At 44.7% G+C, this 22,672-nt stretch carries 16 protein-coding genes, 2 tRNA genes and 3 rRNA genes; 15 read left to right on the top strand and 6 right to left on the bottom strand.

The window, feature by feature from the left end; translation table 11 throughout:
• The first annotated feature begins 381 nt into the window (after positions 1-381).
• On the top strand, positions 382-2,199 hold the full coding sequence (locus JMW64_RS12380; RefSeq protein ID WP_201554924.1) for an aminopeptidase P family protein: 1,818 nt from the start codon (positions 382-384) through the stop codon (positions 2,197-2,199).
• Positions 2,200-2,323: 124 nt separating this feature from the next.
• Here JMW64_RS12380 and JMW64_RS12375 read toward each other — a convergent pair whose 3' ends face one another.
• The 3 genes from JMW64_RS12375 to JMW64_RS12365 all read right to left on the bottom strand — a co-directional run bounded on the left by JMW64_RS12375 (position 2,324) and on the right by JMW64_RS12365 (position 6,128).
• Complete coding sequence (locus tag JMW64_RS12375; RefSeq protein WP_201554923.1) at positions 2,324-3,196, bottom strand: hypothetical protein; 873 nt, start codon at positions 3,194-3,196, stop codon at positions 2,324-2,326.
• A gap of 115 nt (positions 3,197-3,311) precedes the next feature.
• Positions 3,312-4,691, bottom strand: coding sequence for a beta-ketoacyl-ACP synthase II (gene fabF, locus JMW64_RS12370; RefSeq protein WP_201554922.1), 1,380 nt, complete (start codon positions 4,689-4,691; stop codon positions 3,312-3,314).
• Positions 4,692-4,787: 96 nt separating this feature from the next.
• A complete protein-coding gene (locus JMW64_RS12365) occupies positions 4,788-6,128 on the bottom strand; it encodes an anhydro-N-acetylmuramic acid kinase (protein ID WP_201554921.1) in 1,341 nt (446 codons plus the stop codon).
• 119 nt (positions 6,129-6,247) lie between these two features.
• Here JMW64_RS12365 and tyrS point away from each other — a divergent pair, with 119 nt between their 5' ends.
• Genes tyrS through JMW64_RS12350 form a run of 3 tightly spaced genes read left to right on the top strand, consistent with a single transcriptional unit; the run spans position 6,248 to position 8,368 of the window.
• The gene (tyrS, locus tag JMW64_RS12360; protein WP_201554920.1) at positions 6,248-7,459 is read left to right on the top strand and encodes a tyrosine--tRNA ligase; all 1,212 of its coding nucleotides are present in this window, start codon (positions 6,248-6,250) and stop codon (positions 7,457-7,459) included.
• A gap of 60 nt (positions 7,460-7,519) precedes the next feature.
• Entirely contained in the window at positions 7,520-8,098 is a 579-nt protein-coding gene (locus tag JMW64_RS12355; protein WP_201554919.1) for a GNAT family N-acetyltransferase, read from the top strand.
• A 33-nt stretch (positions 8,099-8,131) separates the two neighbouring features.
• Complete coding sequence (locus JMW64_RS12350) at positions 8,132-8,368, top strand: DUF1653 domain-containing protein (RefSeq protein WP_201554918.1); 237 nt, start codon at positions 8,132-8,134, stop codon at positions 8,366-8,368.
• A gap of 67 nt (positions 8,369-8,435) precedes the next feature.
• Here JMW64_RS12350 and JMW64_RS12345 read toward each other — a convergent pair whose 3' ends face one another.
• Positions 8,436-9,392: an alpha/beta fold hydrolase gene (locus JMW64_RS12345; RefSeq protein ID WP_201554917.1), complete on the bottom strand. Its 957-nt coding sequence runs from the start codon at positions 9,390-9,392 to the stop codon at positions 8,436-8,438.
• Positions 9,393-9,610: 218 nt separating this feature from the next.
• Between JMW64_RS12345 and JMW64_RS12340 the strand changes: the two genes are divergently transcribed.
• On the top strand, positions 9,611-10,267 hold the full coding sequence (locus tag JMW64_RS12340) for a hypothetical protein (protein WP_201554915.1): 657 nt from the start codon (positions 9,611-9,613) through the stop codon (positions 10,265-10,267).
• 24 nt (positions 10,268-10,291) lie between these two features.
• Here the strand turns inward: JMW64_RS12340 and JMW64_RS12335 are convergent, their stop codons facing one another.
• Together JMW64_RS12335 and upp are read right to left on the bottom strand one after the other, a co-directional pair.
• The gene (locus tag JMW64_RS12335; RefSeq protein WP_060491932.1) at positions 10,292-11,044 is read right to left on the bottom strand and encodes an SDR family NAD(P)-dependent oxidoreductase; all 753 of its coding nucleotides are present in this window, start codon (positions 11,042-11,044) and stop codon (positions 10,292-10,294) included.
• A gap of 80 nt (positions 11,045-11,124) precedes the next feature.
• Entirely contained in the window at positions 11,125-11,772 is a 648-nt protein-coding gene (gene upp / locus JMW64_RS12330; protein WP_045445969.1) for a uracil phosphoribosyltransferase, read from the bottom strand.
• Positions 11,773-12,176: 404 nt separating this feature from the next.
• On the opposite strand from upp, the gene JMW64_RS12325 reads away from it, so the two are divergent.
• The 10 genes from JMW64_RS12325 (at position 12,177) to JMW64_RS12280 (ending at position 22,640) form a co-directional block, all read left to right on the top strand.
• The gene (locus tag JMW64_RS12325; protein WP_406947507.1) at positions 12,177-12,743 is read left to right on the top strand and encodes a DNA glycosylase; all 567 of its coding nucleotides are present in this window, start codon (positions 12,177-12,179) and stop codon (positions 12,741-12,743) included.
• 632 nt (positions 12,744-13,375) lie between these two features.
• A 16S ribosomal RNA gene (locus JMW64_RS12320) occupies positions 13,376-14,914 on the top strand.
• 75 nt (positions 14,915-14,989) lie between these two features.
• Positions 14,990-15,066, top strand: a tRNA-Ile gene (locus JMW64_RS12315).
• Positions 15,067-15,075: 9 nt separating this feature from the next.
• Positions 15,076-15,151, top strand: a tRNA-Ala gene (locus JMW64_RS12310).
• Between the two features lie 344 nt (positions 15,152-15,495).
• Positions 15,496-18,357: ribosomal RNA gene (locus tag JMW64_RS12305) — 23S ribosomal RNA — on the top strand.
• Between the two features lie 187 nt (positions 18,358-18,544).
• Positions 18,545-18,659: ribosomal RNA gene (gene rrf, locus JMW64_RS12300) — 5S ribosomal RNA — on the top strand.
• Together the 16S, 23S and 5S rRNA genes with 2 tRNA genes alongside form the textbook arrangement of a ribosomal RNA operon.
• A 120-nt stretch (positions 18,660-18,779) precedes the next feature.
• Positions 18,780-19,433 (top strand): IS1595 family transposase, encoded by a 654-nt coding sequence (locus JMW64_RS12295; protein ID WP_201554913.1) that lies wholly within the window; start codon positions 18,780-18,782, stop codon positions 19,431-19,433.
• Between the two features lie 314 nt (positions 19,434-19,747).
• Positions 19,748-20,809, top strand: coding sequence for a TRAP transporter substrate-binding protein (locus tag JMW64_RS12290; protein WP_201554912.1), 1,062 nt, complete (start codon positions 19,748-19,750; stop codon positions 20,807-20,809).
• 17 nt (positions 20,810-20,826) lie between these two features.
• Positions 20,827-21,354 (top strand): TRAP transporter small permease, encoded by a 528-nt coding sequence (locus JMW64_RS12285; protein ID WP_201554911.1) that lies wholly within the window; start codon positions 20,827-20,829, stop codon positions 21,352-21,354.
• Positions 21,351-22,640, top strand: a complete 1,290-nt coding sequence (locus tag JMW64_RS12280) for a TRAP transporter large permease (RefSeq protein ID WP_201554910.1) — start codon at positions 21,351-21,353, stop codon at positions 22,638-22,640. Before JMW64_RS12285 ends, JMW64_RS12280 begins: the two co-directional genes overlap by 4 nt.
• Positions 22,641-22,672: the final 32 nt, after the last annotated feature.

Genomic DNA, 22,672 nt, shown 5'->3' with positions numbered 1-22,672 from the left:
TGATTTAGTATCAATAGCAATACCAGCAAAAATGTTAGATGGCGAGACGTGTTACCATGATTGGTAGCACGTTTTATGGTGACACTTAGTAAGTTATTGCCCCCACGCTATTGAAAGTCCGCTTTCCGCCCAAACATCTAATAATGCTCTGCTGTAATGCTACTAAAAATAGCTAGCCTCATTTATCTGCTCATTGACAATATTTTAATTTTTAAGACATTGAGCGTCTTACGAAGGTTGTTTAGATGCTAAGCATTCAGTGAATGATAAATAGCAAACGCCTAAAACAGTTTACTCGCTCAAATAAGACGACTATCCATAGTCGCCTCACAATATGATTTTTCCAAATCTTATTTTTTAAAATCAATAAGGACACCTTTTATGAATAAACAAAGCATCCACGATCGTATCGACAGCCTACGTCAGGCGTTGGTAGCACAAGATCTGACCGCTATTATCGTACCGTCTGCTGATCCGCATTTATCTGAGTATTTGCCAGAATATTGGCAAGCTCGCTTATGGTTATCAGGATTCACAGGCTCAGTCGGTACGCTCGTTGTTACCGCTGATTTTGCTGGATTATGGACGGACAGCCGCTATTGGGTACATGCCGCTGACCAATTAGAAGGTACTGGTATTAGCTTAGAGAAGCTTGCACCGGGTCAGCCGAATCATATTGATTGGCTCGCCGAGCACTTAGCAGAAGGCGATAGCGTGGCAGTCGATGGCAATGTATTGTCTATCTCTGAGCAAGATAGATTGTTAAATGCCTTTGATGCCAATGACATTACCTTAATCACTGAGCGTGACGTATTGACAGAAATATGGAGCGATCGTCCAGCGCTACCTACTGCCAGTCTATATCAACACGATGCGCAGTTTGTTGCGCAGTCTGCTACCTCAAAACTTGCCGCTGTACGCGCAGGTATGGCTGAGGCAGGCGCAACCCATCACTTGCTTTCAAGCTTAGACGATATTGCTTGGTTGACCAATTTACGCGGCGCTGATGTTGATTATAACCCTGTGTTTTTGGCACATATGCTCATTAGCGAAAATGACGCGACATTGTTTATCGATAATAATAAAGTCAATAGCGAGATAGCACAAATCTTAAAAGACAGCGGTATCACCCTTGCTGATTATGACGCTGTGCAAGATGCGTTGGGCACATTGACCGCCGATGACTTATTGCTATTAGACCCAAGTAAAGTGGCAGTGGGTACGTTATCTAAAATGGGCGATGGCATAGGTTTTATTGAGCAAATGGCGCCAAGTACGTTGCTAAAATCGGTTAAATCTGACGCTGATATCGACCATGTGCGTGAAGCCATGCGTCAAGATGGCGCGGCATTAAGTGAGTTTTTTGCTGCATTTGAGCAGCGTTTAGCAAACGGTGAGCGTTTAAGCGAGCTGGACGTCGATAGTATGCTCATCGAAGTGCGCAGTCAGCAGCCACATTATGTATCGCCAAGTTTCCCGACTATCGCAGGCTTTAATGAAAATGGTGCACTGCCACATTATCGCGCAAAACCAGAAAAATTCAGCTACCTTGATGTGGTCGAGGGCGAAGGTGGATTGTTACTGATTGATTCAGGTGCTCAATATCAAAACGGCACGACTGATATCACGCGTGTGGTCGGTATTGGACAGGTAAGCAGCGAACACAAACGTGACTTTACCACCGTACTCAAAGCCCATATTGCCTTGGCCAAAGCGCATTTCCCCGATGGTATCGCTTCACCACTCATCGATGCGATATGCCGTGCACCATTATGGCAGGCACAGATGGATTATGGTCACGGTACTGGTCATGGCGTTGGTTATTTCTTGAACGTCCATGAAGGCCCACAAGTGATTGCTTATAGCGCTAGCATGCCGAAAGAGCGTGCGATGAAAGAGGGCATGATCTCAAGTAATGAGCCAGGTCTATACCGTGAAGGCAAATACGGTATTCGTATTGAGAACCTGATGGTTAATAAACGTGTTGCCCAGCCTATAGAAACGGAATTTGGCGATTTTCTTAATTTTGAGACCGTCACTTATTGCCCAATTGATACCCGTTTAATTGAGTCATCATTATTGACTCAAATCGAAATTGATTGGTTGAATAATTATCATAGCCAAGTCTATGCAGAGCTAAAAGACCGCGTTGAAGGTGCGGCACTTGACTGGCTGACTGAGCGGACTAAGGCTATCTAATGTAAACGCTCATATCGACGAAGCTAAAATGAAAAAACCCCCGTAAAGTTTACGGGGGTTTTTTAGTACTAGGAATTTATTACTGAGGATTTATTGCTAAAAGGTGATGCGTAGGGAGCAGCGTTTAGCTTTTTTTCGATTCTTTGTCAGTTCCTGCTTCATCTTCGCTTAGATTTTGAGTCACTTCAGCACGTAACCAAGATTTTAAATTTTCAGACATCAGCATCATTTGCTCACTGAGATAGTCATCAATTTGCATTTCCAACTCACGGATCATCTCTTGATGCGTGGTACTCAGTTTCGCATCTTTCAGTACCAGTTTGATGGCGGCACTGGCTTTGTCATTGACCGCTTTTATACTGTGATCGTCATTGATATGCTTGTCATTAGCGACATTAGCATGTTCACTGATGGTTTTGTTCTCAGAGCTGGTAACAAGGTTATCATCAGTATTAGATTGCGTCGCAGCCGATTTTTCAACATCTTGGTTTTTTTCAACCGTGTTATCAATACTAAGCGATTCTGAATCACTCGCATCATTGGCATTCATAGCGGTCGTTTTATCAGAAATACTCTTCTTCTCAGCGGCTATTTGCTCAGTTTTCTGTTGTTCTTTTTGCGCGGTATCTGCTGCTTCACGAAGTTTGGTTTCTTCTTTTAATCTAGCACTTTCTTTTAATCTGGCATCCTCTGCCGCTTTTGCTTTTTGTTGTTCTTCTCGCTGTTGTTTTTCAGCAGTCGCTTGCTCTTCGGCCTTTTTGTCAGTAATGGCTTTAGCGATGGCTTGCTCCGCTTCATGGTTTTCGTAGAGCTCATCGATGTGGGTATCCAAATCATGAGTATTAAAGACAAAGCTTTCAAATGGGGTATCGTTTTGCAGTAAGGTGGTGATGTCTTTTAGCTCTTGGGTAATTGCTGCGCGAATAGGCTCAGGCGCACACGTCCAGCGCTGGTAAAACTGATGGGAAAATGAGTAGCTTGACATGGTATCGTCCATAAATGTTCCAAAAATTACCCCTTATCATACGCAAATACGATAAGGGGCTGCAAGTGGACAAACGTAGCAAATCTGACACCAAGGTTACAACAACCGATATGGTGAGTTTTATACCTTAATGATTCACGGGCCAGCGCGCAAATACTAACGAGCCATTGGTACCACCAAAGCCAAAGCTATTGGATACGGCATACTGTAGGTTTTCAACTTTGCGCGATTGGTTGGCGACATAGTCGAGGTTACAGTTGTCTTCCACATTGTCCAAATTAATGGTGGGTGGCACATGCTGATGCTGTAGGGCAAGAACGGTGAATATGGCTTCAACAGCACCCGCGGCACCAAGCAAATGACCCGTCATAGATTTGGTTGAGCTGACCAAAATGCGGTCTTTGACTAGGGCAAAAACGGTTTCAATAGCGATCGATTCAGCGACATCACCCGCAGGGGTGCTGGTGCCATGAGCGTTGACATAACCAACACTCGACGGCTCGATGCCAGCATCATTTAGGGCATTACGCATCGCTCGCGCCGCACCGCTGCCATCTTCAGGCGGCGCGGTGATGTGACTGGCATCATCACTCATCCCAAAGCCGACCAGTTCAGCGAGTATGGTTGCACCGCGTGCTTTGGCATGAGCGAGGCTTTCTAGTACCACCATACCCGCGCCATCACCGAGCACAAAACCATCACGGTCTTTGTCAAAGGGACGCGAGGCTTTGGTCGGTTCGTCATTGCGAGTTGAGAGGGCATGCATGGCACCAAAACCTGATATGCCAAGTGGGCTTGATCCTTTTTCACTACCGCCTGCTAGCATGACATCGGCGTCACCATAAGCAATCAAACGTGCAGCGAGCCCCATCGCATGGGTAGCGGTGGTACAAGCCGTCGATGTCGCAAGGTTGGGACCTTTTAAGGTATGTTTAATCGCCACTAAGCCTGCTGCCATATTCACAATAGAGCCAGGAATAATAAAGGGCGAAACTTTCATAGCGCCTTTTTCTCGTAGCATATCGCGACTGTTTTCAATGGTTTGGATACCACCAATACCTGAGCCTAAAATAATGCCAAATCGTTCTTGATTAACCCCATGTACGGGCGCATCAGCAGCACTTACTTCATCGATAAAACCAGCATTCTGTAATGCCATACTAGAGGCGGCAATACCATAATGAATAAATTCATCATAGCGTCGCGCGTCTTTGGCATTCATATATTGCTTGGCATCGAAATCCTTGACCACGCCAGCAATTTGAGCGCGATAGCCAGTAGCATCAAAATGTGTAATTGGCGCGATGCCGCTATCACCATTGAGCAGCTTAGTCCATGAGCTATCGACGTCGAGTCCCAAAGGTGTCAACGCACCCATACCCGTAATTACGACGCGCAAGTCATCGCTACGCTCATAGTGCGGTGGTTTCTGACGCGGTTGATGCTCTGCTGTTGCGCTAGCATCATTGGTAGCTTGATCAGTAAGTGAACTGCTGTGTTGGCTCATGCGATATATCCTGTACTTACGAGTCCTAAGAGGAGGGTATTTCAGAATTCATTATAAAACACATAAGTGCACGTGTGTAAACTAAAATTTGACCAGTCAGGCGAAACAAACCTGACCCAAAACCACGCCTTTACTGGCGCCGGTAACAGCTGGTAAGTTACCCGTTTCACCTATTAGTGTTTGCCGTGCCAGCCATGCAAAGGCGACGGCTTCGACCCACGCTGGATTCAGTCCTAAGTTGGCAGTGGTCTCTACCGTGCAATGGGGCAGATGCGCTTGCAAGCGAGTCATTAAATAATCGTTTAATGCACCGCCACCACAGACGTAAACCGAGCTATTTTCATGAGCATTAATAAACATATTAATTTGCATGCTGGCACTCATCGCTGTCAGCTCAGTAAGCGTTGCCTGCACATCCGCTGACGAATAGCGAATATGGGCAGATGCCTGATCGAACTTTTGCAGCTCATCCTGTAGCCATGCTAAGTTAAAATCTTCACGCCCAGTGCTTTTTGGATACGTTCGCGCAAAAAACGGATGTTCTATTAGCTGATTAAGTAGCGGCTCAATCACTTGTCCAGACTGCGCCCACGCGCCGCCATCATCATAATCTTTATCAGTATGCAATGCTGTCCACGCATCGAGTAATAAATTGGCAGGACCCGTATCATAACCAATCGCAGGACTATCGTTTGCTCGCAAGACTGTGATATTGGCAATACCGCCTAAATTTAATAGCACGCGCGTGCTATCAGGCGTGGCAAATAACGCTTGATGAAAAGCTGGAACCAATGGCGCTCCTTGACCACCAACCGCCATATCACGGCGGCGAAAATCGCTGACGACGCTAATGCCAGTACGCTCAGCAATGATATTGGCATCGACCAATTGCAAGCTAAAGCCCAGTTGCGGACGATGGCGTACCGTTTGACCGTGACAGCCAATCGCCAACACTGACTCTACATCAGTATTCGATTGCTGCAATAAATTATTGACCACCTTGCTGGCAAATTCAGCGTATTCTTTACTTGCCCAACCGAACCAGTCTAATTCGCTGTTTGGCTCACCCTCTGCAGGTACTAATTCTTGAACACCATTAGGCTGGCATAAAGCCAATAACACTTTACGCAAACGCGGCGGAAACTCTTGGCTATGAGTTGCTAACAGTCGCATCGGTTGCTGGGTATCTGTTTCAGCACTACTATCACTACTAAACTGACAAAGAACCGCATCCATCCCATCTAAGCTGGTACCAGACATCATGCCGATATATAAGCCATCATCGAAGTTTTCAAACACGGTTTGCTCGAGTGCATCGGTCAAGGTGGCATAGTTTAAATCGTCAATATTATCTAGACGGCTATCTAAGCTTATCTCTAAACTTAAATCTGTGTCAGGAGTATTCTGAATATCGTCAATCGATACGGGCTTGGTCATGGCAATTTACCTTAAAAAACGCTAGTATATCTCTCAAATTCTAACATCTTTTACTGGCTATGAGATTCTAAATAGCCCAAACGCGTTACCCTTTTAATAAAGACAATAAAGAGAGCATCATGACCACGCAAACCTACACCCTAGAAGAACAGCTTGCCTTGATCCAACGCGGTACGCAAGAAATCCTATCTGAAGAAGATTTGGTTAAAAAGCTGAAACTCAATCGTCCGCTACGTATCAAAGCAGGCTTTGATCCTACTGCACCTGACCTGCATTTAGGTCATACCGTGCTTATTAATAAACTCAAACATTTTCAAGACTTGGGTCATGAGATTTATTTCTTAATCGGTGATTATACTGCCAAGATTGGTGACCCGTCTGGTAAGAACAGCACCCGTCCGCCATTGACCGATGAGCAAATCAAAGTCAACGCACAGACTTATGCGGAACAAGTTTTTAAAATTTTGGATAAAGAAAAAACCAAGATTGTCTTTAACTCCGAATGGTTCAAGGATATGTCAGCGGGTGACATGATTCAGCTTTCTAGCCAATTGACCGTCTCACGTATGCTTGAGCGCGATGATTTCTCTAAACGCTATGCCGCGCAAACGCCAATTGCTATCCATGAGTTTCTCTACCCATTGGTGCAAGGTTATGACTCTATCGCGCTAAAAGCGGACGTCGAGCTTGGTGGTACTGACCAAACCTTTAACATCCTAATGGGGCGCACCCTGCAAGGTCGCTATGGTCAAGAGCCACAAGTTTGTATCACCGTACCAATCTTAGAAGGGCTAGACGGTGTTAATAAAATGTCTAAGTCTCTTGGCAACTATGTCGGCATTTACGATGCACCGGGCACCATGTACCAAAAACTGCTGTCAATGCCAGATACCTTAATCCGTCGCTACTTTGAATTTTTAAGCTTTAAGCCAATGGAAGAAGTCGAAGCGTTAATGGCAGAGATGGAAAACGGTCGCAACCCACAAGAAATCAAACGTATTCTTGCTGAAGAATTAATCGAGCGTTTCCACGATGCCGATGCTGCCGCCATTGCACACAAGTCAGCAGGTAACGTACTTGCTGATGGTGAACTGCCTGTTGATTTGCCAGAAGTGACGTTAGATTTGGAAGGTGCTGAGGCGCTATTTATTACTCAAGTACTCAACCAAGCTGGATTGGCTAAAAATAGCTCATCTGCTAAAGATATGATTAAACGTGGCGCGGTGAAAGTAGATGGCGAAGTTGTTGATGCAGGCTTTAGCTTAACGTCTGGTCAGACAGTCGTCATTCAAGCAGGCAAAAAGGCTTATGCGAAAGTGACGGTAGGGTAGTTAAAAAATTGAGTTAGGTAGCCAAAGTTTCTAAGTTCATTATGGCTTAAGGAGAAGTATATGTTAGCCCTTCCTACGTTATCAAGTAATGGCATTACCCTTAAGCCGTTGACGCTAAGTCATGCAACTGACTTAGCCGAAGCTTGCCAAGATGGTGAACTATGGAAAATAAATGAGACATCAGTACCTGAGCCAGACAAGGTTATTGACTATATTAATACCGCAACATCAATGGCTGATAGAAAAGCCTTTGTCGTCATTGATGACTTAACTGGAAAAGCGATTGGATCAACAAGTTTCCACGATATTTTACCTTTTGCAAAACGTCTAGAGATTGGCTATACCTGGTATGCAAAGTCGTACTGGCGAACGCATGTCAATACGACCTGTAAGCTCATGCTACTAACTCATATATTTGAAACTTTAGACTATCAAACCGTAGGCTGGCGCACGGATATTGGGAATTACCGTTCACAACAAGCGATTAAACGTTTAGGTGCTAAGAAAGATGGGGTGATTCGAGGTAATCGAGTACGCCGTGATGGTGTTATTTCAGATACAGTGATGTATAGTTTAATAAAATCCGAATGGCCACCCGTAAAATTAGCGCTGACGAAAAAGCTTAATGACGCTCACTAAGCTTTTATAATAATTGATACAAGTAATAAAATTATGACTCAACAACTTCAAAGTGTCCCTCAAGGTATTTACCGCCACTATAAAGGCAGCCTTTACCAAGTTTTGCATACCGCGCAGCATTCAGAAACTGAGGAAGCCTTAGTCGTTTATCGCTGCCTATATGGTGAGTATGGCGTATGGGTACGACCGTTATCTATGTTTTCTGCAACGGTTGAAGTTGAGGGTAAGCAAGTGCCGCGATTTGAGCTGACCAAAGCATTAGCTGATTAATGATTAAACTTTATTGCTCAAATAAAAAGCGACCTCAACGGGTCGCTTTTTTTATATAAATGAACAACTAATCCTGTAAAAACCCTTTTGATACTTTATAAAACCCAACAGGCTCATCCATCGGTATCGCATGACCTGAGCGCGGTAACACGACCTCAGTTGCATTGGGTAGCATTTGGGTGACTTTCTGCTGCCACTTACCATCGTAAAGTTTGGAGCGACCACCGATGAGGTTGACCACTGGAATAGTGACACGCTCTATCGCACCGCGAAAGTCATAGGGTAATGTCAAATAAGCTTGTAAGCAGCGCATTTTATGATGCCAAATACTGTGCTTATAAAGCGCAAGTTTGGGGTCATTTTTATAAGTCATCACTTGTATAAACGCTTTCGAGCGTGTGCGATTGACGGATAAGAGAGAGAACAGTCGTTCGACATCCGTTGCACGGCGTTTCAGGGCAAAAGGCAGATGGGTAAAGCTTTTGACGTCAGCATAAGGCAAAGTCTTATCAATTATCTCATGAAAGATATCGAATACTTCTTGCTGGCGCGTGCCAAACAATCCACCTCGCCAATCAGGCTGATTATGGATAGCAGGACTTTGGTCGATGTTCAAATAACGGCTGATTTTCGCGCTGCCATAACGCTCAAAATACGCCCACATTACTTGTGCGCCCATCGAAATAGCGGCAACTGGCAACGATTCTATATTGCGTGCCAAGCAAATTTGCTCAATCACAATGCTGATATCATCGGCATACTGGCGCACAAAATCAAACTGGGTGAGGTCGATATCTTTTGCAGCGCCAAATCCTCGTAAGTGCGGCAGGTAAAATGCATACTTGCCAACCAAGGGTAAAATAAATGGCAAAAACTCACGCGCGTCCATACCATAAGCATGCAGTAATATTACAGGTTTGCCACTACCTATGACTGACACTGGTAGCAACGTACCGTCAGTTAAAGTGATATCAATCGTTTTCAACTGGTAGTTAGTAGGCAAGTTGATTAAGTTTTTCTTCATAAGGCAATGTACCTTGTTTTCATTAAACGATTGTACCAAGTCGATTTAGCCAAAATGTATCGTAGCAAAAGTCTTTATCTCATTTCTAAAAGACTGCTATATTAAAGCAGGTAATTAACCATAGCATAAAAGCTGTTTAGGGTTAAAAGTAGTGACTTGCCATAGACTTTGACCAATCGAATCAAACGTCAGTAAGTAAAATATAAGGATATTAAGGCATGAACAAGCTGACGTTACCATTGCTTGATAGCAGCCTATATCCACAATTTTGGCAGCAGCAAACATTTACCAATCCACAGGCGCTATTGATGGCAATGCTGACAGCGGATATTACGCCAGATGCCGATGTTTTCACTAGGCAGTTACTAGCTAATGATACTTATCAAGAGTGGATTAATAGCAGCGTATTTGGGCGTTATTTACAGCGTAATTTTACGGCGTTTTCTCAGCAAACAGAAGACAGTTTCAACATTGATATGCCTTCGCTGTTTCGTCAGGAATTGATGCGTCACGCGCAGTATTTGCCGCTAGAGCAAGTCTTGTTTTTTGCAGGGAATTTGCCAAAAATTGTGCGTCAGACAAAGGTTTTAAGCACCACTGTTAATCCTGCCACTGCCGTGATTAATGCGCAAAAGCTGAGTAGGAAAGTTATGATGAATAATCCGACCATGATTATCAATCAAGTAGTGATTAGGGATAAGCAAGTATTAGGATTTCCGATACGCCATAATAAACGTACTAGCGAGCGTTTGCGCAATGAGGTATTGATTTTAGACTTTCAGGATTTACGCTTGGTTAATGAGATGAATATCAAAGGCAAAAAAAGAAGCAATATAGAGGAATCTATATTGCTTCGGTCTTATGAATTACGTTAGTGAGCCAAATGTTCGGCTAAACCTTTAAGAATCTTGCTTAGCAATCGTCAGCCCGTTATAAGTTTGCGCAACTGGCATCACTTCTAAACGATTGACGTTAATATGAGCAGGCGATTCAATCAGCCATAATAAAATATCGCCAATATCATCGCCGGTCATGGTTTTAAAGCCGTCGTAAACCTTGGCGGCTTTATCGTCATCGCCATGATAACGGACGTTTGAAAACTCAGTGCCCGCGACATTACCCGGTTCAAGGTTGGTCACGCGCACTTGCGTACCGATGAGATCCGCGCGCAGATTTAGGCTAAACTGTTTGACAAAGGCTTTGGTCGCACCATAGACGTTGCCACCAAAATAAGGCCAACTGCCAGCGATTGAACCAACATTGATAATATAACCGCTATCGCGCGCCACCATCGCTGGCAAGACTGCATGGGTTAGCGCCATCAACCCTTTCACATTGGTATCAGTCATACGCATCCAGTCATCAAGATTTGCCTTGTGCGCAGGCTCTGTACCTAACGCTAGCCCAGCGTTATTGACCAAGACATCGATTTGACTAAAGTCAGCAGGCAAATCAGCAATGATTTGCGGGATAGTAGCCGTGTCACTCACATCCATGACCACAGGTAAAAATGCTTCGCCTAAAGTGTCTGCTAAAGCATTTAGTTTGTCTAAGCGTCTGGCACAGCCAATCACGCGATGACCATTGGCAACCAAACGCTCGGCCAGCGCTTTACCAAAACCTGCGCTTGCTCCTGTAATCAATACGTTCATCTTATATCCTTATCATTGATGTTTTGTACCTGTGTCATGGGTGTTACGATGACGGCTAGTCTTGATTTACTTGCTTTTTCTTACTTGTTGAATAATTGCTTACCAAAGATTTTATCGCCCGCATCGCCTAAACCTGGGATGATATAGCCATGTTCATCTAAATGGCTATCTAATGCGGCGGTATAAATGGTCACATCAGGATGCGCTTCATTGACCACACGTACGCCTTCAGGGGCCGCAACCAATACCAAGGCTTTAATGTTGGTACAGCCATTTTTCTTTAACATTTCGATGGTCGCGACCATTGAGCCGCCAGTGGCTAACATTGGGTCAATGATAAGGGCTGGACGTTTGTCCATATGGCTGACAAACTTTTCAAAGAACGGCACCGGTTGTAAGGTTTCTTCATCACGCTGTAAACCGACGACAGAAATTTTTGCGGTAGGAATCAAATCGAGCACGCCGTCAAGCATACCAATGCCAGCACGCAAAATCGGTACAATCGTTGCAGTCTTACCGATGATTTGTTCACCTGTGATTTCACCACACCAGCCTTGCATTGGGAAGGTTTCGATTTCAAAATCACGGCTTGCTTCATACGCCATCAAGCGTGCAAGCTCTTTGGTCAACGTGCGAAACTTATAAGTACTACAGTCTTTTTCGCGCATAAGGCTGAGTTTATGACGGACTAACGGGTGATCAATGACGGTGATTTTTAAGTCGCTCATAAGGTTTCTCTTGGTTTTTTGGTCCGATGCTTGCGCAGTTACTGCGGTTGCCATTAGTATAAAAGATACAAACACTTACTGCACTTCAACCCTATATTTAGCCCATCAATAGTAAGCTTACTGCTTTGATAATAAAGTAAGCCAAATATATTTATGGCAGGGTTGGTTTTATTTAAGCCGACTATGTTTGACTATAATAGCGCCCTAATAAATGAAGCAGTGTTTAGGCTTGCTATGATAGCAAAAAAACCGCTTTTCTGATGAAGAATCTTATGACTACACAACCATATCACACCCATAATAATACGCATCAAACCGATAATAGCTTGATATTATCTGAAGCCCAAGCAGCAGAAGTAGAAACACATCCGTTTGCTCCCGTTTTACCACCTAATGCTACGGTAATGATGATGGGCACTTTTCCACCGACCGCTGATAAATGGGCAATGCCATTTCACTATCCAAACTTTTACAATGACATGTGGCGTATCTATGGTAGTGTTTTTTTTGATGACGTGGATTATTTTAGAGTAGGGGATGAGAAGCGCTTTGATCCTGAGCGTATTCGCGCCTTTATGTTCGAGCGCGGAATTGCTTCTTGTCCAACGGTCAATCAGGCTATTCGTGAAACGGGCAATGCCTCAGATAAGAACTTAACCGTCGTCACACCCGTTGACCTAGATAGTATATTGCCACAAGTGCCAAAGGTTGAAACCTTATTTACCACGGGCGGTAAAGCAACAGAAGTGCTGCTTGGTTTATTAGCCGAGCCACCTGCTAAATCCAAGTATCCTAAGACCAATCAAAGTATGGATTATCCTTACCAATGGCAAAACGATCACAATCGAAAAGTGGATGTAAATAATCTTACCTTATATAGGTTGCCTTCAACCTCACGTGCCTATCCTTTAGCCTTAAATAAAAAAGTCGCTGCTTATAAAGAATTCTTCAAAAAGATAGGCAAACTGTAAAGTTGCCATTTATAGAAAAGAGGCAAGCAGTTTTAAGGGAAAAAAGCTATCCTTGCTCAAAACCCCATACACTGCCGCCCGATTAAAGAAAAAGTAGCGTCGCCATTCTGCCAATTTAGTCTAACCACCAAGTTTATTCAAATTAAGGTGAATTATCTCTTGACTAAAGATTCAAACCCTCTATAATACGCCCTCATCAAGACGAGCTGGAAGCTTTATATGTAAGACACATATAAATAACCCAATTCACTTGATTAGAGCAAAACATAAAAAAGCTTGACAAATCAAATCATTATGATAAGATAGTCGGCTCGCTAGATAGCTTAACCCGCAAGGGTTTGAGACTAAACAGCAAGAGAGTTACCCTATATATCAGTTACTGGACGACAGTGATTGAGCACTATTTAAAAGCATAACTAAAGAACAACTTGTGTGGATTTTTGCTGATTCAGAATGCTAAAAAATAAAGTTGACTATCTTTTCTTTTCGGAAAGATTATTAACTATAAAAATTATCATTTAAGACAGCAGAAAAACTCAAAGTTAATTCATTACGAACATAATTTTTAGCGATTTTGCCAGATTAGATGAGCCAAGTTTAGAAGCTTCTTTAAAGAGCTTCATAGCAAGATTAAACTGAAGAGTTTGATCATGGCTCAGATTGAACGCTGGCGGCAGGCTTAACACATGCAAGTCGAGCGGTAACAGGAGAAGCTTGCTTCTCGCTGACGAGCGGCGGACGGGTGAGTAATACTTAGGAATCTACCTAGTAGTGGGGGATAGCACGGGGAAACTCGTATTAATACCGCATACGACCTACGGGAGAAAGGGGGCAGTTTACTGCTCTCGCTATTAGATGAGCCTAAGTCGGATTAGCTAGATGGTGGGGTAAAGGCCTACCATGGCGACGATCTGTAGCTGGTCTGAGAGGATGATCAGCCACACCGGGACTGAGACACGGCCCGGACTCCTACGGGAGGCAGCAGTGGGGAATATTGGACAATGGGGGAAACCCTGATCCAGCCATGCCGCGTGTGTGAAGAAGGCCTTTTGGTTGTAAAGCACTTTAAGCAGTGAAGAAGACTCCATGGTTAATACCCATGGACGATGACATTAGCTGCAGAATAAGCACCGGCTAACTCTGTGCCAGCAGCCGCGGTAATACAGAGGGTGCAAGCGTTAATCGGAATTACTGGGCGTAAAGGGAGCGTAGGTGGCTCTATAAGTCAGATGTGAAATCCCCGGGCTTAACCTGGGAACTGCATCTGAAACTGTAGAGCTAGAGTATGTGAGAGGAAGGTAGAATTCCAGGTGTAGCGGTGAAATGCGTAGAGATCTGGAGGAATACCGATGGCGAAGGCAGCCTTCTGGCATAATACTGACACTGAGGCTCGAAAGCGTGGGTAGCAAACAGGATTAGATACCCTGGTAGTCCACGCCGTAAACGATGTCTACTAGTCGTTGGGTCCCTTGAGGACTTAGTGACGCAGCTAACGCAATAAGTAGACCGCCTGGGGAGTACGGCCGCAAGGTTAAAACTCAAATGAATTGACGGGGGCCCGCACAAGCGGTGGAGCATGTGGTTTAATTCGATGCAACGCGAAGAACCTTACCTGGTCTTGACATATCTAGAATCCTGCAGAGATGCGGGAGTGCCTTCGGGAATTAGAATACAGGTGCTGCATGGCTGTCGTCAGCTCGTGTCGTGAGATGTTGGGTTAAGTCCCGCAACGAGCGCAACCCTTGTCCTTAGTTACCAGCGGGTTAAGCCGGGAACTCTAAGGATACTGCCAGTGACAAACTGGAGGAAGGCGGGGACGACGTCAAGTCATCATGGCCCTTACGACCAGGGCTACACACGTGCTACAATGGTAGGTACAGAGGGCAGCTACACAGCGATGTGATGCGAATCTCAAAAAGCCTATCGTAGTCCAGATTGGAGTCTGCAACTCGACTCCATGAAGTAGGAATCGCTAGTAATCGCGGATCAGAATGCCGCGGTGAATACGTTCCCGGGCCTTGTACACACCGCCCGTCACACCATGGGAGTTGATTGCACCAGAAGTGGATAGCTTAACCTTCGGGGGAGCGTTCACCACGGTGTGGTTGATGACTGGGGTGAAGTCGTAACAAGGTAGCCGTAGGGGAACCTGCGGCTGGATCACCTCCTTATAGATGGCATTCGGTCAGCAAGAATTCACAACAAGTTGTTCTTTAGTTTAAGCTTACGTTTTAACAAGCGTAATTGGGTCTGTAGCTCAGCTGGTTAGAGCACCGTGTTGATAACGCGGGGGTCAGTGGTTCAAGTCCACTTAGACCCACCATTTTATAATGGGGCCATAGCTCAGTTGGTAGAGCGCCTGCCTTGCACGCAGGAGGTCAACGGTTCGACTCCGTTTGGCTCCACCACTATAGACGAATAAGCTTTAAGTGCTAATAGTATAAATAGAAACAAGTGATTTATCTTTGAATAAAGACACGATTACTTCTTTCTGTTTTATACAGAATCTGTGACTCGACGAGAGCATAGAGACTATTTAAAAACATAGATATGAGTCTGGGTTAGGAACACGTGTTCACGCGTTGTTCCTAACCTTAATCACTCACCTCTTAACGACATCAGTTGTTATCCCAGGGGTGAGTGATTAAAAAAGTAATAAGAGAACTGAATCAAGCGTATAAACATAGGTGATATCGTTATCATAATTAGACTTTATAACACTTAGCAGTCGAAAGACTACTTGGGGTTGTATGGTCAAGTAATGAAGCGCACATGGTGGATGCCTTGGCAGTCAGAGGCGATGAAAGACGTGACAGCCTGCGATAAGCTTCGGGGAGGCGGCAATATCCTGTGATCCGGAGATTTCTGAATGGGGAAACCCACCTACCATAAGGTAGGTATCTTGTACTTGTACAAGAAGCGAACGAGGGGAAGTGAAACATCTCAGTACCCTTAGGAATAGACATCAAATGAGATTCCCCTAGTAGCGGCGAGCGAACGGGGAGAAGCCGATTAATGCTAATGTAGAAGAACAGCGTGGGAAAGCTGACCGTAGTAGGTGATAGTCCTGTATTCGAAACATTAGCGTTAACATATTAAGTAGAGCGGGGCACGAGAAATCCTGTTTGAAGATGGGGGGACCATCCTCCAAGGCTAAATACTCCTGACTGACCGATAGTGAACCAGTACCGTGAGGGAAAGGCGAAAAGAACCCCTGTGAGGGGAGTGAAATAGAACCTGAAACCGTGTGCGTACAAGCAGTGGGAGCCTTAATTTATTAGGGTGACCGCGTACCTTTTGTATAATGGGTCAGCGACTTATATTCTGTAGCAAGGTTAACCGTTTAGGGGAGCCGTAGGGAAACCGAGTCTTAATAGGGCGTTTAGTTGCAGGGTATAGACCCGAAACCGAGTGATCTATCCATGAGCAGGTTGAAAGTGCCGTAACAGGCACCGGAGGACCGAACCCACTGTCGTTGAAAAGCCAGGGGATGACTTGTGGATAGGGGTGAAAGGCTAATCAAACTCGGTGATAGCTGGTTCTCCCCGAAAGCTATTTAGGTAGCGCCTCGGACGAACACCATTGGGGGTAGAGCACTGTTTCGGCTAGGGGGTCATACCGACTTACCAAACCGATGCAAACTCCGAATACCGATGAGTGATATCCGGGAGACACACAGTGGGTGCTAACGTCCATTGTGGAGAGGGAAACAACCCAGACCGCCAGCTAAGGCCCCAAATTCCTAGTTAAGTGGGAAACGAGGTGGGAAGGCATAGACAGCTAGGAGGTTGGCTTAGAAGCAGCCATCCTTTAAAGAAAGCGTAATAGCTCACTAGTCGAGTCGGCCCGCGCGGAAGATGTAACGGGGCTCAAACTAGGAGCCGAAGCTGCGGATTTGAATTTGTTTTCAAGTGGTAGGGGAGCGTTGTGTAAGCCTGTGAAGGTGTGTCGTAAGGCATGCTGGAGGTATCACAAGAGCGAATGCTGACGTGAGTAACGATAATGCGAGTGAAAAGCTCGCACGCCGGAAGATCAAGGGTTCCAGTCCAACGTTAATCGGGGCTGGGTGAGTCGACCCCTAAGGCGAGGCCGAAAGGCGTAGTCGATGGGAAATCGGTTAATATTCCGATACTTGTTTATAATGCGATGGAGGGACGGAGAAGGTTATGTCAGCCTGGCGTTGGTTGTCCAGGTGAAAGGATGTAGGCTTGTGGCTTAGGTAAATCCGGGCTACTACATGGCTGAGATCTGATAGCAAGCTGTACTTGTACAGTGAAGTGGCAAATACCATGCTTCCAGGAAAAGCTTCTAAGCAATAGTTATAAACGAATCGTACCCTAAACCGACACAGGTGATCAGGTAGAGAATACCAAGGCGCTTGAGAGAACTCTGCTGAAGGAACTAGGCAAAATGGTACCGTAACTTCGGGAGAAGGTACGCTGCTGATGGTGATAGGACACGCTCCTTGAGCTGTTGGCAGTCGCAGATACCAGGCTGCTGCAACTGTTTATTAAAAACACAGCACTCTGCAAACACGAAAGTGGACGTATAGGGTGTGATGTCTGCCCGGTGCTGGAAGGTTAATTGATGGGGTTAGCGTAAGCGAAGCTCTTGATCGAAGCCCCAGTAAACGGCGGCCGTAACTATAACGGTCCTAAGGTAGCGAAATTCCTTGTCGGGTAAGTTCCGACCTGCACGAATGACATAATGATGGCAGCGCTGTCTCCAGCAGAGACTCAGTGAAATCGAAATCGCAGTGAAGATGCTGTGTACCCGCGGCTAGACGGAAAGACCCCGTGAACCTTTACTACAGCTTTACATTGAACTTTGACCTGACTTGTGCAGGATAGGTGGGAGGCTTTGAAGCCGAGACGCTAGTCTCGGTGGAGCCAATCTTGAAATACCACCCTGGTCATGTTGGGGTTCTAACTCAGGTATAACAATACCGAGGACAATGTATGGTGGGTAGTTTGACTGGGGCGGTCTCCTCCTAAAGAGTAACGGAGGAGTACGAAGGTGCGCTCAGACCGGTCGGAAATCGGTCGTAGAGTATAAAGGCAAAAGCGCGCTTAACTGCGAGACCCACAAGTCGAGCAGGTACGAAAGTAGGTCTTAGTGATCCGGTGGTTCTGTATGGAAGGGCCATCGCTCAACGGATAAAAGGTACTCTGGGGATAACAGGCTGATACCGCCCAAGAGTTCATATCGACGGCGGTGTTTGGCACCTCGATGTCGGCTCATCTCATCCTAGGGCTGAAGCAGGTCCTAAGGGTATGGCTGTTCGCCATTTAAAGAGGTACGCGAGCTGGGTTTAGAACGTCGTGAGACAGTTCGGTCCCTATCTACCGTGGGCGTTGGAAATTTGAGAGGATCTGCTCCTAGTACGAGAGGACCAGAGTGGACGAACCTCTGGTGTTCGGGTTGTCACGCCAGTGGCATTGCCCGGTAGCTACGTTCGGATGGGATAACCGCTGAAAGCATCTAAGCGGGAAGCCCACCTCAAGATTAGATTTCCCTAAAGAGCCGTTGAAGACTACGACGTTGATAGGCAGGGTGTGGAAGTGCAGCGATGCATGTAGCTAACCTGTACTAATTGCTCGTTTGGCTTGACCATACAACACCCAAGTGGTTTGTATGAAAGCTCTAATTAATCTATCTTGTATAAGCGAAAGCTTATAGAAACGAGAGAATATTTCGATATCACCTTTAACCTTGATTCAGTTAGGTTACAAGTTGATCGACCATAAACTAAACACTTATAGTCAACAATAAAAATAACAGACTCATATCTAACCCCCTTTGCTGACGACAATAGCATGATGGCACCACCTGATCCCTTCCCGAACTCAGAAGTGAAACATCATTGCGCCAATGGTAGTGTGGATTCGTCCATGTGAGAGTAGGTCATCGTCAGCTCTCTATTCTAAAGTAAAACCCCTTCCGCGAAAGCGGAGGGGGTTTTCTTTGTCTGTGGGTTGGAAAATAGTATAAAATTAGGGGCTGTCCTAGATAAGTAAAATAATCTAGGATAGTCATATGAGAAAGAGTAGATTAAGTTGGTACAAACAAACTAAGCTTATCGAACTATTTGTTGCCGATTCTACCGCAAGAACAGCAGCAAGCTTAGTGGGTGTTAATAAAACAACACCCAGCTATTACTTTCACAGGCTAAGACTATTGATTTATGAAAATAGTCAGGAGCCCGGCCTTCTAGAAGGCGAAATAGAAGTTGATGAGAGCTACTTTGGCGGCAGGCGCAAAGGCAAACGTGGTCGCGGTGCTGGTAACAAAGTTCCTGTGTTTGGACTGCTTAAGCGTAATGGTAGCGTCTACGCATGTATTATCCCTGATGCCAGAGCCGATACCTTAATTATTCCTATCATAAGGGAGAAAGTAAAGCCTGATAGTATTGTTTATACTGACTCCTTTAGAAGTTACAACGTACTTGATGTCAGTGAGTTCACCCATTACCGTATCAATCATTCAAAAGAGTTTGCACAAGACAGAAACCATATCAACGGAATAGAGAACTTTTGGAGCCAAGCCAAGCGACATATGCGTAAATATAATGGCATCTCAAAAGAGCATTTCCATCTGTTTTTAAAGGAATGCGAGTGGCGTTTTAACCACAGTGATCCAAAACGTCAATTACATCAGCTAAAACAATGGGTTAAACAGGAACTGAACTAGTTATCTAGGACAGCCCCTAAAATTATACTTAATCTAACTTACTTTTAGAATTCACACTCTATAAATGCGTTTTCTATTTGAATTGACGAGTTTTTTTTGTTTAAATACTATGCAATTTTATGAATATATTTTCCAGCCCTGCCATCAAAATGATTTGACTTATATCATTATAGCTGCTAATTTTAAAATAGATTTTTATTACAGGTATGTAAAAGATATATTTAAAACTTGTAAATTATTACATCTGGTATAGATTGGATTATTTACCAGTGATGTATTACTCCTATTTTCATAATTATCAAAAGGAATTGATAATGAAGCTAGCTCCTCTTTTTTCAATTGGTGCCTTAGCGGCTGTTAGTCTTTTAGGCTGCTCTAACCAATCTGCTAACACGACTGATGGCTCATCAGCAAACTCTCAAGAAACGACCGTTTTACGCTTCTCCCACTTTTGGCCAGCAACCTCTTCTATTAGCACAGAGGTTTTTGAGCCTTGGGCAAAGCAAATAGAGACAGATTCTAATGGTCGCTTAAAAGTAGAGTTGTATCCTTCCGCGGGTCTTGCCAAAGCAGATGTTACCTACGAATCTGCTGCTAAAGGTACGATAGATATTGGCTCACAAGCACATGGTTATACCAGTGGTCGTTTTCCTTTAACTCAAATCACTGAACTTCCTGGTTTATCAAACTCAGCGACTCAAATGGGTTGTATGCTTCAGACTCTTTATGAGGATGGCACGCTTGCTAGTGAGTATGAAGACTCACATCTGCTATTTATGTATGGCGCTGGGCCTGGCTCACTGCATACTACGGATAAGTTGATTCGAACTCCTGAAGACATGAAAGGCATGCGCATCCGCCGCCCTTCTGCGGTCGCGGGTGATATTCTCGAAAGTGCTGGGGCATCACCAGTAGGATTGCCTGCTAATGATATGTATACCTCGCTACAGCGCGGCGTCGTCGATGGGTTGAGTTTTCCTTGGGAGGCCGTAACAGCGTTCAAAATTGACGAAATCACCAAATATCACACCAACATTCCTTTTTATAGTTCGGCGCTGATGGTCACTATGAATAAGGATAAATATAACGCCTTACCTGATGATTTAAAGCAAGTATTAGATAAAAACTCAGGAATGGCATTGGCGAATAAAGTTGGTGAAGTGTTTGATAAGCATGATCAAATGGCCATTCAAGCTGCTAAAGCTAAAGGCGATGAGATCGTTGAAATCCCTGATCCACTAAATGATCCAGATTGGAAAGGACCGCTCGAAAAAGGAACGCAAAAATATCTAAGTGATGTCAATGCTTTGGGTTTAGATGCTGATAGTGTCTATGAGAAAGCAAAAGCTGCCAGTGCTGCTTGTAAAGTGGTATAACCCATTGGAGGTGTCACATGGCATTTTTAGTAAAATTCAGTATTCTAATCTCTAGATTATGCCAGTTTATTGGTGGTATCAGTCTTATTATTATTGTTCTCACAACGATGCTCGATGTGACTGCTCGCTATATTTTCAAGCTGACTGGTGGTGAGTTTGGCTTTACCGTTAAAGGCAGTGTAGAGATCGTCTCTTACTTCATGCTCTTTGCTTTACTTGCTGCCTTTGGCGCTTTCGTCGAACGCTCACAAATCATCGTTGATGTCTTTACCCAAAAAATGCCGCAAGCCGTTAAAGGTTATATGATGGGCGTCTTTATGATGGGCTTTTTTATCATTGGTATCGTTTTTGCTTGGGGGCTTTATGAGAGTGCAGTTGATGCCATAGAGTACGGCAAAGTCACTCAAGATCTTAGATTGTCAATGATGCCCATCTATGCATTTAGTGCATTTTTAAGTCTCTTACTCGCCATTCGCTCATTAATCGAATCCATCAATATCTTTAAAACGGGCGAGTTCTTTGACGCTGAGGAGACAGGCGCATGAGTCCAGAAATTATCGGTGCGATTGGCCTAGTTGTCATGATCTTGTTTGTTGTCCTACGAGTACCAGTGGCGCTTGCCATGTTAGGTGTTGGATTGGTTGGTTTTGGCGCAGTGACGGCACCCAGTGGTGCATTACAAATGCTTAAAGATATTCCGGTAGATGTGTTAGCCAAATATGACTTTAGTGCGATTCCCTTATTTATTTTAATGGGAGTCTTTGCTACCCATTCAGGGATGGCAGGGAAATTGTTTGAAGCTACCCGAACTATTTTTGGGGGAGTGAGGGGCAGTTTGGGTATCGCTGGCATAGGATCGTCTGGTATTTTTGCTTCTATCTCAGGCTCATCCTTAGCCACAGCATCCACTATGACCAAGGTTGCGCTGCCACAAATGGAGAAGTATGGTTATCAACCAGGTTTTGCCTGTGGTATTTTAGCAGCGGGTGGCACGTTAGGTATTATGATTCCGCCTAGCATTGCGCTACTGGTCTATGCCATCTTAACCCAGCAGTCAGTCGGTGACATGTTCATCGCTGGTTTCTTGCCTGGGATTTTGGGCATGGTGATGTATTCAATCACTGTTATGATTATGGTACGCTGGAAGCCGCATTTAGCGCGTCGCGGTGAGCCTACTTCTTGGAAAGCCAAGCTGCTGTCGTTGACGGGACTCATACCATTTAGCTTTATTTTTATTGTGATTATCGCTGGTATTTTCTTTGGGTTATTTACTCCGACAGAAGGAGCGGCAGTCGGTGCTTTTGTTTCTTGGGCTTATGCTTTTGCCAAAGGCATGCGTATAAAAGGTCTAAAGCAATCTTTGATTGAAACGCTTGCATTATCAGCGGTGGTGTTCTTTATGCTGCTGGGTGCAGAAGCCTTGGGTTACTTTATCTCCGTCTCACGCTTGTCTTATACGCTAGCGACTTGGATTGGTACATTAGCAGTTAGCCCGATGATTGTACTGATCTGTATCTTAATCATGTACTTCCTCTTAGGGTTGTTCATGGATGCTTTGGCAATGCTGGTTATTACCATTCCAGTGGTATATCCAATCATTGTGGCGTTAGGGTTTGATCCCGTATGGTTTGGTATCATCGCTGTATTGACAGTAGAGCTTGGACTGATTACGCCGCCGATGGGGATGAATATCTTTGTGATTAAGGCAATGGCACCGCATATTAAGCTGTCTGATATGTTCCGCGGGGTCGCACCGTTCATTGTCTCTGATCTGATTCGACTGGTTATTTTGGTCGCCTTTCCAGCGATATCTTTAGTGCTGCTAACGTAAGCGCTATTGATAAAAGTAAGCTTAGAAAATCA

The sequence above is a fragment of the Psychrobacter immobilis genome, from assembly GCF_904846065.1.
In the GTDB taxonomy this organism is placed as follows: Bacteria; Pseudomonadota; Gammaproteobacteria; order Pseudomonadales; family Moraxellaceae; genus Psychrobacter; species Psychrobacter immobilis_H.
The sequence above is the reverse complement of the archived record's forward strand: the minus strand, read 5'-3'. Positions and strand labels throughout refer to the sequence as shown.

Coding starts and splice junctions, on each gene's coding strand:
- JMW64_RS12380 (WP_201554924.1), top strand. CDS start 382: ATGAATAAACAAAGCATCCACGATCGTATCGACAGCCTACGTCAGGCG.
- JMW64_RS12375 (WP_201554923.1), bottom strand. CDS start 3,196: ATGGACGATACCATGTCAAGCTACTCATTTTCCCATCAGTTTTACCAG.
- fabF (WP_201554922.1), bottom strand. CDS start 4,691: ATGAGCCAACACAGCAGTTCACTTACTGATCAAGCTACCAATGATGCT.
- JMW64_RS12365 (WP_201554921.1), bottom strand. CDS start 6,128: ATGACCAAGCCCGTATCGATTGACGATATTCAGAATACTCCTGACACA.
- tyrS (WP_201554920.1), top strand. CDS start 6,248: ATGACCACGCAAACCTACACCCTAGAAGAACAGCTTGCCTTGATCCAA.
- JMW64_RS12355 (WP_201554919.1), top strand. CDS start 7,520: ATGTTAGCCCTTCCTACGTTATCAAGTAATGGCATTACCCTTAAGCCG.
- JMW64_RS12350 (WP_201554918.1), top strand. CDS start 8,132: ATGACTCAACAACTTCAAAGTGTCCCTCAAGGTATTTACCGCCACTAT.
- JMW64_RS12345 (WP_201554917.1), bottom strand. CDS start 9,392: ATGAAGAAAAACTTAATCAACTTGCCTACTAACTACCAGTTGAAAACG.
- JMW64_RS12340 (WP_201554915.1), top strand. CDS start 9,611: ATGAACAAGCTGACGTTACCATTGCTTGATAGCAGCCTATATCCACAA.
- JMW64_RS12335 (WP_060491932.1), bottom strand. CDS start 11,044: ATGAACGTATTGATTACAGGAGCAAGCGCAGGTTTTGGTAAAGCGCTG.
- upp (WP_045445969.1), bottom strand. CDS start 11,772: ATGAGCGACTTAAAAATCACCGTCATTGATCACCCGTTAGTCCGTCAT.
- JMW64_RS12325 (WP_406947507.1), top strand. CDS start 12,177: ATGATGATGGGCACTTTTCCACCGACCGCTGATAAATGGGCAATGCCA.
- JMW64_RS12295 (WP_201554913.1), top strand. CDS start 18,780: ATGAGAAAGAGTAGATTAAGTTGGTACAAACAAACTAAGCTTATCGAA.
- JMW64_RS12290 (WP_201554912.1), top strand. CDS start 19,748: ATGAAGCTAGCTCCTCTTTTTTCAATTGGTGCCTTAGCGGCTGTTAGT.
- JMW64_RS12285 (WP_201554911.1), top strand. CDS start 20,827: ATGGCATTTTTAGTAAAATTCAGTATTCTAATCTCTAGATTATGCCAG.
- JMW64_RS12280 (WP_201554910.1), top strand. CDS start 21,351: ATGAGTCCAGAAATTATCGGTGCGATTGGCCTAGTTGTCATGATCTTG.